This is a genomic window from Leucobacter sp. G161 (assembly GCF_001482305.1).
Classification (GTDB): Bacteria; Actinomycetota; Actinomycetes; order Actinomycetales; family Microbacteriaceae; genus Leucobacter.
This window is the reverse complement of sequence record NZ_LOHP01000060.1, coordinates 1-12,031: the sequence shown is the minus strand read 5'-3', so window position 1 is coordinate 12,031 and position 12,031 is coordinate 1. Positions and strand designations below refer to the sequence as shown.

At 64.5% G+C, this 12,031-nt stretch carries 12 protein-coding genes and 4 tRNA genes; 11 read left to right on the top strand and 5 right to left on the bottom strand.

Annotation, left to right across the window (positions count from 1 at the left end; translation table 11 throughout):
- Positions 1-66 precede the first annotated feature (66 nt).
- Complete coding sequence (locus AUL38_RS07595; protein ID WP_059060727.1) at positions 67-1,098, bottom strand: FAD-binding oxidoreductase; 1,032 nt, start codon at positions 1,096-1,098, stop codon at positions 67-69.
- Positions 1,099-1,159: 61 nt separating this feature from the next.
- Between AUL38_RS07595 and AUL38_RS07590 the strand changes: the two genes are divergently transcribed.
- Positions 1,160-1,993 carry a thermonuclease family protein gene (locus AUL38_RS07590; RefSeq protein ID WP_153006513.1) on the top strand — a complete coding sequence of 278 codons (834 nt, stop codon included), beginning with the start codon at positions 1,160-1,162 and terminating at the stop codon, positions 1,991-1,993.
- Between the two features lie 14 nt (positions 1,994-2,007).
- Here the strand turns inward: AUL38_RS07590 and AUL38_RS07585 are convergent, their stop codons facing one another.
- The 4 genes from AUL38_RS07585 to AUL38_RS07570 form a co-directional block, all read right to left on the bottom strand.
- Positions 2,008-2,313, bottom strand: a complete 306-nt coding sequence (locus AUL38_RS07585) for a transcriptional regulator (protein WP_059060722.1) — start codon at positions 2,311-2,313, stop codon at positions 2,008-2,010.
- Positions 2,313-3,173 (bottom strand): hypothetical protein, encoded by an 861-nt coding sequence (locus AUL38_RS07580; protein ID WP_153006512.1) that lies wholly within the window; start codon positions 3,171-3,173, stop codon positions 2,313-2,315. The genes AUL38_RS07585 and AUL38_RS07580 overlap by 1 nt, the downstream gene beginning before the upstream one ends.
- Before the next feature lie 162 nt (positions 3,174-3,335).
- Positions 3,336-3,408, bottom strand: a tRNA-Val gene (locus AUL38_RS07575).
- A gap of 104 nt (positions 3,409-3,512) precedes the next feature.
- Positions 3,513-4,535 carry a hypothetical protein gene (locus tag AUL38_RS07570; protein WP_235590648.1) on the bottom strand — a complete coding sequence of 341 codons (1,023 nt, stop codon included), beginning with the start codon at positions 4,533-4,535 and terminating at the stop codon, positions 3,513-3,515.
- Between the two features lie 155 nt (positions 4,536-4,690).
- Here AUL38_RS07570 and AUL38_RS07565 point away from each other — a divergent pair.
- From AUL38_RS07565 to AUL38_RS07520, 10 genes are all read left to right on the top strand, one after another.
- Positions 4,691-4,763 (top strand) — tRNA-Gly (locus AUL38_RS07565).
- A gap of 48 nt (positions 4,764-4,811) precedes the next feature.
- Positions 4,812-4,882: transfer RNA gene (locus AUL38_RS07560), tRNA-Cys, on the top strand.
- A 31-nt stretch (positions 4,883-4,913) separates the two neighbouring features.
- Positions 4,914-4,985, top strand: a tRNA-Val gene (locus tag AUL38_RS07555).
- A 321-nt stretch (positions 4,986-5,306) separates the two neighbouring features.
- Entirely contained in the window at positions 5,307-5,756 is a 450-nt protein-coding gene (locus AUL38_RS07550) for a YgcG family protein (protein ID WP_059060716.1), read from the top strand.
- 59 nt (positions 5,757-5,815) lie between these two features.
- On the top strand, positions 5,816-7,279 hold the full coding sequence (locus AUL38_RS17365) for a TPM domain-containing protein (RefSeq protein ID WP_161937419.1): 1,464 nt from the start codon (positions 5,816-5,818) through the stop codon (positions 7,277-7,279).
- A gap of 114 nt (positions 7,280-7,393) precedes the next feature.
- Positions 7,394-8,116, top strand: coding sequence for a PspA/IM30 family protein (locus tag AUL38_RS07540; protein WP_059060712.1), 723 nt, complete (start codon positions 7,394-7,396; stop codon positions 8,114-8,116).
- Positions 8,117-8,203: 87 nt separating this feature from the next.
- A complete protein-coding gene (gene thrS / locus AUL38_RS07535; RefSeq protein WP_059060711.1) occupies positions 8,204-10,171 on the top strand; it encodes a threonine--tRNA ligase in 1,968 nt (655 codons plus the stop codon).
- Positions 10,172-10,175: 4 nt separating this feature from the next.
- Entirely contained in the window at positions 10,176-10,745 is a 570-nt protein-coding gene (locus AUL38_RS07530) for an HIT domain-containing protein (RefSeq protein WP_059060709.1), read from the top strand.
- Positions 10,746-10,816: 71 nt separating this feature from the next.
- Positions 10,817-11,581, top strand: coding sequence for a YebC/PmpR family DNA-binding transcriptional regulator (locus AUL38_RS07525; RefSeq protein ID WP_059060707.1), 765 nt, complete (start codon positions 10,817-10,819; stop codon positions 11,579-11,581).
- A gap of 79 nt (positions 11,582-11,660) precedes the next feature.
- A partial coding sequence (locus AUL38_RS07520; RefSeq protein ID WP_201023710.1) for a crossover junction endodeoxyribonuclease RuvC occupies positions 11,661-12,031 on the top strand: 371 nt, incomplete at its 3' end.

The window sequence follows — 12,031 nt, the reverse complement described above, 5'->3', positions numbered from 1 at the left end:
GATGTTTCTCCAGTCTACAAAGCGGTGCTCCGCTCGGGACAGGCCGTGCCGACACGGATGAGTCAGCTAGGCGAGTTCTCCCGCGACGCGTGCACCAATTGCCCCAGCCAAGATGACCCCCGGATGCGCGACTGCAAGGTACAGGCCGTCGATCCGCTCCGCGAAGCCAACCAGTGGTGCCCCGCCGTGAGGCACCGGTCGACGGCCAATCCGTGCGTCGAGGAGTGCAACGCGATCTCCTCCACGCAGGCCGGAGCCGATCGCGGCGAGTGTCTCAGCAGCCAGGTCGCGCGGCGAGCCAGCAAAGCCGATCGGCACATCCTCGGCGCCGAGCAGTAGGTGCGGGGCAGGCTGACGAATCTCAAACTCAGGCGTGGAGAGAATGCCACGCAGTATCGGGCCCGGGGCGGTGAACGTGAGCAAGCAGCTTGGCGAGGCCTCGACCTCAATTGCGACATCAAGCGGCGCAGCGAGTGCTGCGGTTGCAGTTCCTGCGGCGAGCACCACGGTCGAACCGGCGATGTCGCCCGCGGCGGTTCGCACCCCGGTCACGCGCCGTTCGTCCCGAATGAGCGTGGTGACCTCCGTGGATTGGAGCAGGCGTGCGCCGTGCGAGGCAGCGGCACGCAGCAGGCCCCGCGTGAGATCCGCAGCGTTGACAGCGACATCACCTCGGGCGAGCGCCACCACTTCGGGGGCATCGCACAGCATGGGTTCACGCTCCAACGCTTCAGCCCTGGTGACAAGTTCGAGGTCGTGACCAATCGATCGGTGTTCCTCGACGAAGGCACGCGTCTCGGCAGGGGAGTTCTCCCACGAGATCGCGCCATCGCCGACCACGCTGATCTCGTGCGAGAGGTCGCGGCGAAGCCTGGCAAAGTGCTCCGCAGCTTCCGCACGTAACGGATCCTGGTACGCGTGCGCAGCGCTTTTGGCGAGCCCGACCCAGCCGAACGAGGCGCTCGTTGCTCCCGAGGCGACGGTGCCGCGTTCGACGATGGTCACCGCCCGACCCGATGCCGCAAGGTGATAGGCAATCGAGGCGCCAAGTACTCCCGCACCAACAATGATCACTTGGGATGTTGAGAGCTGCGGCATGTCGTCAAGCGTAGTCGCTCGTCAGTGCAGGGCCGGGCCGCCTGGTCCATATGATGTGCGTATGGGGAGATCTGCTCGCGGAATGCATCGCCGCGGTAAGGGATGGTTGGCGCTGCTCATTGCGTGTGTAGGCCTCTGGGCGCTGTGGTCCGCAGTGCTCGGTTCAGACGAGTCTGTCGACGGCGCCGCGGTGATCCCAGGGGCCACGGATCCGCCCAGCTCGGAGACGCAGCAACCCAGCCCCGAACCTGCCGTGGGGGAGCAGACCGTGTTTCGTTCGGTGGTGGACGGTGACACGATCCGCACCGACCTCGGGACCGTGCGGCTCATCGGCATCGACACTCCGGAGCGCGGCGAATGCGGGTATGCGGACGCGAGCGCCGCTGTTCGCTCGCTCCTCGCGGCGGGCGATAGCGTCACGCTCACGCTGCCGCCAGGGCAGCGGGACACCGACCGCTATCAGCGGCTCCTCCGATACGTCCACACGGACGACACCACTGACCTTGGACTCGCGCAGCTCGAGGCGGGGCACGCGGTCGCCCGCTACGATTCCACCGACGGCTACCCTGCGCACCCCCGCGAAGCCGCCTACCACGCAGCGCAACTCGCGACGCTCGATGAGACAGGTTCCGTGGTCAGCACCCGATGCAATAGCGATGGCGGATCAGTGCGACCACATGCGGGTAGCGACGATCTGCCCGAGATCGCGCATAGCTCCTCGGGGGATTGGTGGCGACAGTATCCTTCCTGCGCCGCACTGAAGCGCAATACGGTCGGGCACCCTGCCGGCCCGTTCAATGTCACTGTCGCTGAAGAAGCAGCGGCGTACGAGTGGTTTGCGCACGGCACCGGGCACCGGGGTGACGGTGATGGCGATGGGCTCGCATGCGAATGACCGAGCCACCTGCGTCAGCCAGCAACCTCCCCGGCCGCAATCGCGCGGAGCGCAGCAAGGTGACGCGCGAAAGCCCGCTCGCCCCTCGGTGTTGCTTCGACCCACGTGCGTGGACGTTTGCCAACGTACCCCTTGGTTGCCTTAACGTAGCCTGACGCTTCAAGGTGCGCAATCGACTTACTCAGCGGCGAATCTTCGGACTCAAGAAGGTCTCTGAGTGTGCCAAAGTCGATGACAGCACTGCCACCCAGCGCTGCCATCAGTGAAAACCGCAGCGGTGTCTGAAACGCCGAATCCAATTCGTGGCGAGGATGAGCCATCACGCATCCCAGTCTGAGCGGCCACGCGGAAAGACTGCTACCCCACACATGATGACGAGGACCGTCGCGCCCGCGGCCACGCTGAATCCCGGTGAGAACCACGACGCGATGTCGCCGAGGGTGATGCTCAGAAAGGCGATCGCGGCGCACACCCCAAATGCGGCCCACTGGATGGAACCCCATTCGAAGCCGACTCGCGGGAGGCCGAACCGTGAGTTTCGCGCGAGCAGGACGAACGACAGGCAGAGGAAGACCACGAAACCCGTAATCGAGGCCGCCAGAGGAGCGCTCGCAGTGGCAAGCAATACGCCGATGACGAGCCCGACGCCCGCAGTCATGATCCTGACTTCTTTCGGGAGCGGTGCATTGCCCCAAACCTCAGCGGGGTCCCGAGGTGTTGCCAGAAGGTTGCGGACAGGTCCTGTCGCGAGGATGAGGAGCATCACGAGCGGGAGTGCAGCGTTGAGCCAGCTGGGATAGCTGATGTCTGCAAAGCTCAGCCCAATCAGAACGACGAAGCCCAGCATCATGCAGAGATAGCCCAGGCGTTGGACGCGGGAGGGCTTGGCCTGGATGCTGAATCGCTCACGTGCCCCGCTCGCAAGCGAACTGAAGAGCAGCACCGGAGCGATGAACGCCCACGCGCCCGTGTAGCCACCAGCCCGCGAGCCAGCTTCCGCCGGCGTGAACCCGCCGTGCAGCAACAGAAAGGCACCGAAATACGCAGCCATGAAGACCGCCGACCACAGCGTGAGTAGCCAGTACCCGCGCGCAGGGCTGCGTCGCCGGACGCCTCCTTGCATTCGAGCGAGTTCGTCGAGCTGCTCAGAAGCGTTGGCCAAACGATCTTTACTTTCCATGTGGAAAGCATATGCAGCTGTGGTCGCGATTGTCCAGGGTCAGGTCTGTACCGTTGGGCCGACCTGCCCGAGAGCGTTCCGCACCGGCACTGGACCGGAAGCCTGCTTGAGTGCTTGCCATCGCAAACCAGAAAACCCCCGGATATCCGGGGGTTTTACTTGTGGGCGATGCCAGACTCGAACTGACGACCTCTTCCGTGTGAAGGAAGCGCGCTACCAACTGCGCCAAACGCCCGATCCGCAAGTGCTGCGGCGACTCGATAAGCATACACAGTGTCAGGTTCGAACGCACATCGATCCGCCCATGGCGAGCCGCCACAGGCGATCGGGAGTCGTCGACTACGCAGTCTCCACTGGGGCTGTGGGCTCAGAGAGTGTGCTGTCGAGCACGTCGTTGAGCTCGAGGCTGACGTCGTTGAGCTCCAGAAGGTGTGCGCGGATCTCATTGAAGCGATCCGTGTCCGCCTGGATTTCCTGGCGCACGAGATCGAGGCCTGCCTGCCGGTCGAGAAGCTGTGCCCGTATCGAGTCGAACAGGTCCTTCTTTCCGGAGAACTCGTACCGCTCGTTGCGCTGTTTGAAGTCCGCAGCGTCGGTATTGAACTGCTGCACTGCGACGTCGTAGTTCGCGCTCCGGGTTTCGATGTCTGCGCGGAGCGCCTCAAGCTCCGCGCTCAGGCGGTCAGCCTCCTGTTTGAGTTCGACGAAGACGCCATGGTACCCCTCGTAGAGGTCGACGATGGCTGACCGATCCACGAACCATCGCGCGTAGTGTTCGCTGAGCACGGGGGAGAGCTCGCGCACTTCGGTGCCGAACACCGAATGCAGCTCATTCGCGAAAGCCGAGCGGGGCAGGCTCTCGTAGACGCTCATTCGCTGCTTGAAGGACTCGTCCTGCGCAGCGAGTTCGTCATACTCGGCGATGAGTGTGCGTGAGAGCGATGCTCGCTCGTCTTGGCTGAGGCGAACCCACGCTGCGTGAAGCAGCTCGTGGGCAGCGGTGGTCTCGACAACACCGTTCAGTCGCTCGTCGGTGACCTCGAAGAGGCGAATGCGCCGATCAGCGAAGCAGCCGAGGACGTGACCCTCCTCTGTGTGGTCTACCCCCGCGCACCAGCGATTGAATTCCTCACGGCCACCAATTGTCGGTTGCGACGCGAGGAAGATCCGGTCGCCGCTCGGGTTGAGCTCGATCTCTTCCTGAACCTGCTGCACTCGGGCTGAGGGCGCAAACGACGACGCGAGGAAATGGTCTCGAATATCTTCGCGGTACGAGTAAGCGATGATCCCACCGGCGGCCACTGCGAGCGTCAGCGCGATCGCTACACCTTGACCGATGCGCTTCCCAATGGTTCCTGCCATACAGGTCATCGTATCTTCGAAGCCCGAAAAACCGCCTGGATACAACGTTTCCAAGCGGTAACGATGCGGCGACGCGCCCGGCTGTAGGGGCCGAATTTGCGCCTGGGCGTCGGCCTGTATAAAGTTATACACGTCGCCAACACGGCGGCGAAAATGCGGATGTGGCGCAGCTGGTAGCGCACAACCTTGCCAAGGTTGGGGTCGCGAGTTCGAATCTCGTCATCCGCTCTAGTGGCCGAGAGTAATCTCGGCCGCTTTTGGTGGCAAACATAATACGGTGGCGTGGCCGAGAGGCGAGGCAGCGGCCTGCAAAGCCGTATACACGGGTTCGAATCCCGTCGCCACCTCGAAACCAAAACTGAATAGCCTCACTAGTAGGCGCGATTGGCGCAGCGGTAGCGCGCTTCCCTGACACGGAAGAGGTCACTGGTTCGATCCCAGTATCGCGCACAGACAAAACCCCCGGGAAACCGGGGGTTTTTTGCATTCGGCCGAGTGCTTCCCGCAGCGGGACGCTCTCGAAGCCCACTGCCGACACGTGAGATCTGAGATTTCCCGTAGATAGTGCCGGATCCCTCCGCAGCGGCCTATGTTCCGCAGAGTCCATATGATCGGTCGAACGAGCGACGTTGCACTGCTGGCAGCGCCACGCAATGCCTGATTTCATACGGAACACATGGAAACCACTGGCTTTGGTCGGCACCGCCTCATAAACTGTGGCTAACTCAGACGCGCGGCTTGCCGCGCGGCCTTGCAGACAGGGGATCGTGAATGAAGCGGGTCGGAACGATTCTTGTGAGTGCAGCAGTCGCCGCGTTGGCGTGGATCGCGCCCGCCGCCGCAATTGCGACGCCACCGCCCGCCTTTGCCGGCCAGTATGTGCTTGACGGAACCAGTGACTCTGTTATTGGTTCCGACGTCGCAGCGCTTGAAGACGACGTACGCGAGTTCGCCGCTGAACACGGTGTGCAACTCTTCGTCGTCTACGTCGACACGTTCAGTGCGCCGGCGGACCCCGTGGAGTGGGGCGCAGCAACGGCGCAGAAGAACTTCCTCGGCGATGACGGCATTCTCCTGAGCGTCGCGGTGGAAGACCGCTTGTACGATCTGAACGCGCCCGAGGCGCTCATGACCGACGCAGAGTACGGCAAGCTCGTGAGCGACCACGTGCTGCCTGCGCTGAAGAGCAGCGACTGGAAGGGGCTCGTCGGGCCACGCTGACGGGAATCGATCAGACCGTACTCAACCCGAGCACCAACGGCACTGGGATTGCGGTTGCTGTGGTGGGGGGCATCGTTGTGGTCGGGGGAGTCGCCGCCGGCGTAGCGATATCTCGGAAGCGCAAAAAGGATCGCGAGGAAGCAGCCGCCGACTCAGAGCCGACTATCGAGGAGCTCGAGGCCCAAGCGAGTGCCCTCCTCGTTCGCGTTGACGACGACCTCCGCAGTAGCGAGCAGGAGCTCGGCTTTGCCGAGGCCCAGTTTGGTGCGGCAGCTGCTCAACCCTTTGCGGCAGCCATCAGCGATGCACGCGACCAACTTGCTGCAGCGTTCGCACTGCGACAGAAACTCGACGACAACGTCCCTGACACCGACGCGGATCGCCGTGCCTGGCTTGCTGAAATCATTCAGCGGTGCTCAGGGGCGAAGAATTCCCTCGACGAGCACACCGAGTCGTTCTCACAGCTGCGCGAAGTCGAGCACCGTGGGCCCGAGGTGCTCGAACAGCTTCGCTCGCTCCTGCCGCAGGTGCAGCAGGAACTCGAAGCCGCGCGTCTGAGCGCGACAGGACTGGCTGCCACCTACGCTCCAGCGATCGTCGCTCAGATGCAAGCCAACCTCGAGGAGGCGGAGGCTCGGCTCACCTTCGTTGCCGAATGCGTCGATTCCGCGGCGCAAGAGCTCGCCGCGGGAGAGAAGTCAGCAGCCGCGGTTTCGCTTCGCGCGGGCGAGGCCGCACTCGACCAAGCTCGCACACTGGCGCAGTCTCCCGAAGTGCTTGCTGGCGAGCTCGCGGAGAGCGTCCAGCAGTTTGAAGCGGCGGCGGCAGACCTGCGCGGGGACCTCGAAGTTGTCGCGCAACTCTTCGGGTCGGCAAGTGCAGCCGACCGCGAAGCCCTCCAGCGTGCTGCCGACCAGGTGAATGCTGTGCTGACGCAGGGCGCCCAGGGGGACCCAGTCTCCGCGCTCACGGCAGCGGCTGCAGCCAACGTGCAGATCGATACCGCGATTGGATCCGCCCGCGAGAACTCCGAGCGGCTCCGCCGTGCGGTCGCTGCGCGTGATGAGGCACTCGTGCCTGCGCGCAGCGAGGTACTCGCGGCCGAGCAGTTCATCGAGACCAGGCGCGGCGCTGTCGGCACCCCAGCTCGCACGCGCCTCGCTGAAGCAAAGCGGCAACTGCAGCTGGCTGAGCACTATGCGCAGCTGGATCCCATGCAGTCCTACCAAGCCGCGCAGCAGGCCACCCAGTATGCGCGCGCCGCGTACCAGCTCGCCGTGAATGACGTTTCTGGCTGGGGCGGTGGCGGCGGTCACGGCGGCGGCTACGGTGGCGGATCGAACGGGAGCTTCGGTGGAGCCGTGCTCGGCGGGATCCTTGGCGGGTTGCTCGGCGGCGGGGGAGGCGGACAATCCAGCGGTGGCTGGAGCGGCTCGAACGGCGGTTTCACCGGCGGCTGGGGCGGCGGCGGATCCATCGGTGGCGGCGGTGGCGGACGCCGCGGGGGAGGCGGCCGTTTTTAGCTCGCGAACTCCCTTGCAATACCCGTAGGGCATCACAGACTTCGCTCCCCGTCCGGGGCAGCGGGAACACCTCCTCCGAGCTGATTCGGTGGAACAAAAGGAAAGGAAGCCAACATGGCAAAGCAATCCATCCTTGGCCGTATTACGCAGCTCGCCAAGGCAAACATCAACGCGCTCCTGGACTCCGCCGAGGATCCAGAGAAGATGCTCAACCAGATGGAGCGCGATTTCAAGAACAGCATCGCCGACGCGGAGAGCTCGGTCGCCCAGACCATCGGCAACCTGCGTCTCATGGAAGCTGATCTCGAAGAGGATCGCAAGGCAGTCACCGAGTGGGGCTCGAAGGCCGCTGCGGCCTCGGCGCAGGCTGAGAAGCTTCGCACGTCGGGTGACGCCGCTGGTGCCGACAAGTTCGACAACCTTGCACGCGTCGCACTCTCGAAGCAGATCTCCTTTGAAAAGGAGGTCTCCGCGACCGAGCCGAGCGTCACTGCTCAGCAGCAGGTAGTCGACCAGCTCAAGACCGGTCTCCAGGTGATGCGCGAGAAGCTCGTGCAGTTGCAGGCGAAGCGCGACGAGCTCGTCTCGCGCGGCAAGGTCGCCGATGCGCAGTCGCAGGTGCAGGACGCGGTGAAGAACCTCGACGTGCTCGACCCAACGAGCGAGCTCGGCCGCTTCGAGGAGAAGGTGAAGCGCCAGGAGGCGATGGTGCGCGGCCAGGCAGAGCTTGCAGCGTCGACGCTCGACGCACAGTTCAATGAGCTCGACGATCTTGGCGCGCTCAGCGAGGTCGACGCGCGTCTCGCGCAGCTGAAGTCGGGCGGCGCAGGCGCATAACGGCTGAGAATCCTGTTCAGTGAGCCGCCGGCCACTGCGACCCGATAGAATTGCGGAGTCTTTATATTGTCTCCGAAGGGAACCGCAGTGGCCGACGGCTTTTCACTGTTCACTGACCGTTCCGTTGTCGCTATGCGCGTCAACGGCGAACTCCGCGATCTCGCGTGGGAGGTCACTGACACAGACACAGTGGAGCCGGTCACCATCGACTCCGAAGATGGGCTGAGCATTCTCCGCCACTCAGCCGCGCACGTACTCGCGCAGGCCGTGCAGCGCGTGAACCCCGAGACGAAGCTCGGCATCGGACCGCCCATCACCGACGGCTTCTACTACGACTTCGACACGAGCGAGCCGTTCACCCCCGAAGATCTCAAGGCGCTCGAAAAAGAGATGCAGAAGATCGTCAAGCAGGGCCAGCGTTTCGTGCGCCGGGTCGTGAGCGACGACGACGCAACCGCAGAGCTCGCGAACGAGCCGTACAAGCTCGAGCTCATCGGGCTCAAGGGCGGGGCTGACGCAGGCTCCGACAATGAGAACGTCGAGGTCGGGGGTGCCGAGCTCACCGTCTACGACAACGTCGACCCGAAGACGGGCGAGGTGATGTGGAGCGACCTGTGCCGCGGCCCGCACCTGCCGAACACGAAGATGATCGGCAACGGCTGGGCGCTCATGCGCTCGAGCGGCGCGTACTGGCGCGGCAGCGAGGCGAACCCGATGCTGCAGCGCGTCTACGGCACCGCCTGGCCCACCAAGGACGAGCTGCGCGCGTACCAGACCCGCCTCGAGGAGGCGGCGAAGCGCGACCACCGCAAGCTTGGCGTCGAGCTCGACCTGTTCTCGTTCCCCGACGAGATCGGATCGGGCCTCGCGGTCTTCCACCCGAAGGGCGGCATCATCCGCCACGAGATCGAAGACTTCATGCGTCGCGAGCTGCTGAAGAACGATTACGAGGTCGTGAACAGCCCGCACATCACCAAGGGCACACTCTTCGAGACCAGTCAGCACCTCAACTGGTACAAGGAAGGCATGTTCCCGGCGATGCACCTCGACGAGGTCACGGACGCCGAGGGCAACGTCACGAAGCAGGGCCAGGATTACTACCTGAAGCCCATGAACTGCCCGTTCCATAACCTCATCTTCCGTTCGCGCGCCCGCAGCTACCGCGAGCTGCCGCTGCGCCTTGCCGAGTTCGGCACGGTGTACCGCTACGAGAAGTCGGGCACGCTCTCGGGCCTCACCCGCGTGCGCGGCCTCACGCAGGACGACGCGCACATCTACGTCACCGACGAGCAGGTGAAGGACGAGCTGAAGAAGCAGCTCGAGTTCGTGTTTGCGACGCTGCGCGCGTACGGCCTCGACGACTTCTACCTTGAGCTTTCGACGCGCGATCCCGAGAAGTCGGTCGGCACCGAGCAGCAGTGGGCAGACGCAGAGCAGACGCTGCGCGAGGTCGGCGAAGAGTCGGGCCTTGAGCTCGTCGCCGATCCGGGCGGAGCCGCCTTCTACGGCCCGAAGATCTCCGTGCAGGCGCGCGACGCCATCGGCCGCACGTGGCAGCTGTCGACCGTGCAGCTCGACTTCAACCAGCCAGAGCTCTTCGAACTCGAGTACGCGGCGGCAGACGGTACGCGCAAGCAGCCGATCATGATCCACCGCGCCCTGCTCGGCTCGATCGAACGGTTCTTCGCGATCCTCCTCGAGCACTACGCCGGCGCATTCCCAGTGTGGCTCGCCCCCGAGCAGGTCGTCGGGATCCCGGTCGCCGCCGAGTACGGTGACTATCTCGACGAGATCATCAGCAGGCTCCGTGCCGAGGGCGTGCGCGCCCGCGTCGACCACTCAGACGACCGCATGCCGAAGAAGATTCGCACCCACACGAAACTGAAGGTGCCGTTCCAACTCATCGCAGGCGAAGAGGATCGCGCCGCGGGCGCAGTCAGCTTCCGCTTCCGCGACGGCACCCAGCTCAATGGGGTGCCCGTCGACGAGGCGATCGCGCGCATCACGGCGGCGATCCAGAGCCACGAGCAGGTGTCGACGGCGTGGTCGGAGTAGTCCGATGGTAACCGTCGGAGACGAGCGCGCAGAGGCGCCAGGAGAGCTGGGCACCGTAGGGGTGCCCAGCCAGCTGCAGCGCCTCTGGGTGCCGCACCGCATGGCGTACGTTGCCGATCACAAGCAGGCTGACCACACCGACTGCCCGTTTTGCGCGGCGCCCGAGCACGACGACGAATCGTCGCTCATCGTGCACCGCGGCAAGACCGCCTTCGTGCTGCTCAACCTGTTCCCGTACAACAGCGGGCACATGCTCGTCTGCCCGTATCGGCACGTCGCCAGCTACGAAGACGCAACGCCCGAGGAAGTCGCCGAGATCGGCGCCCTCACGCAGGCTGGCATGCGGGCAGCGCGCACAGCGCTGAACTGCGCCGGCTTCAACCTCGGCATGAACCAGGGTGAGATCGCCGGGGCGGGCGTCGCTGCGCACCTGCACCAGCACATCGTGCCGCGCTGGGCGTCAGACTCGAACTTCTTTCCCATCATCGCGCAGACGAAGGCGATGCCGCAGCTGCTCGGCGAGGTCCGCGACCTCATTGCCGCCGCGTGGGCTGATCCACCCGACGTTGCGTGAACGCGCTGCGCACCCGCAGCCGCCCAAAACAATAGGATCGTAGAGACATCTCGTAGGAAGAAGGAGCACCCGTGGCCGGACACTCCAAGTGGGCAACCACTAAGCACAAGAAGGCAATTCTCGACTCGCGTCGCGCGAAGGCGTTTGCAAAGTACATCAAGGTGATCGAGGTCGCCGCTCGCATCGGCGGGCCCGACATGGCTGGCAACCCGGCACTGTCGGAGGCCGTACACAAGGCCAAGAAGAACTCGGTACCCGGGGACAACATCGATCGCGCAATCAAGCGCGGCGCTGGCCTCACCGGCGAGTCGATCGAGTACTTCAGCACCATGTACGAGGCCTACGGCCCGAACGGCGTAGCCCTCATGGTCGAGTGCCTCACGGACAACAAGAACCGCGCGGCAGCTGAGGTGCGCACGGCGCTCAGCCGCAACGGAGCAACCTTGGCCGACCCCGGCAGCGTTGCGTACAACTTTGAGCGCAAGGGCGTCATCACCGTTCCCGCAGAGGGCACGACCGAGGATGACGTGCTCATGGCCGTACTCGAAGCCGGAGCCGAAGAGGTCAACGCGACCCCGAACGGCGAGGCCTTCGAGGTCATCACTGACGCCTCCGAGCTCGCAGCGGCCCGTGGCGCGCTCGTCGACGCCGGGATCGACTACGACTCGGCCGAGGCCGAGTTCGTGCCGAACCTCAAGGTCGACATCGACGCAGACACCGCGCGCAAGGTATTCCGCATCATCGACGCTCTCGAGGACAGCGATGACGTGCAAAACGTCTACGCGAACTTCGACCTCTCCGACGAGGTCCAGGCGGAACTCGCAAACGACGAGTAAGTAGTTGCGTTTGGGCCCGGGCAACCCCGGGCCCTTCGCGTCTCCACACGTCAGACTCTGGGAGCCGGAGGGAGCCGACATGCGTGTAATCGGAATAGACCCCGGGCTGACACGTCTTGGCGTCGGTGTGGTGAGCTCAGAGGGATCCCGAAAGCTCACCTTCGAACACGTCGAGGTACTCACGAGCCCGGCCGGCGGGGAGCTGCCGCAGCGCCTGCACCAGCTCGGAACCTCACTTGAGCGGTTGTTTGACGGCGGTCGCCCCGACGCCATTGCGATCCAGCGCGTGTTCGCGCGGCGGAACCTGCCAAGTGGGATGGGCGTCGCCCAGATCAGCGGGGTCGTCGTGTACCTGGCGCAGGCCCGCGGTATTCCTGTCGCGATGTACACGCCGAACGAAGTGAAGGCGGCGGTGACCGGGTACGGCGCGGCCGACAAAGCGCAGGTCAC

What these genes read in the sequence shown, in the direction of transcription:
- AUL38_RS07540 (WP_059060712.1), top strand. Translation starts at nt 7,394, where the DNA reads ATGGCAAAGCAATCCATCCTTGGCCGTATTACGCAGCTCGCCAAGGCA.
- AUL38_RS07585 (WP_059060722.1), bottom strand. Translation starts at nt 2,313, where the DNA reads ATGGCTCATCCTCGCCACGAATTGGATTCGGCGTTTCAGACACCGCTG.
- AUL38_RS07595 (WP_059060727.1), bottom strand. Translation starts at nt 1,098, where the DNA reads ATGCCGCAGCTCTCAACATCCCAAGTGATCATTGTTGGTGCGGGAGTA.
- AUL38_RS07530 (WP_059060709.1), top strand. Translation starts at nt 10,176, where the DNA reads ATGGTAACCGTCGGAGACGAGCGCGCAGAGGCGCCAGGAGAGCTGGGC.
- AUL38_RS07590 (WP_153006513.1), top strand. Translation starts at nt 1,160, where the DNA reads ATGGGGAGATCTGCTCGCGGAATGCATCGCCGCGGTAAGGGATGGTTG.
- AUL38_RS07570 (WP_235590648.1), bottom strand. Translation starts at nt 4,535, where the DNA reads ATGGCAGGAACCATTGGGAAGCGCATCGGTCAAGGTGTAGCGATCGCG.
- AUL38_RS07550 (WP_059060716.1), top strand. Translation starts at nt 5,307, where the DNA reads ATGAAGCGGGTCGGAACGATTCTTGTGAGTGCAGCAGTCGCCGCGTTG.
- AUL38_RS07580 (WP_153006512.1), bottom strand. Translation starts at nt 3,173, where the DNA reads ATGGAAAGTAAAGATCGTTTGGCCAACGCTTCTGAGCAGCTCGACGAA.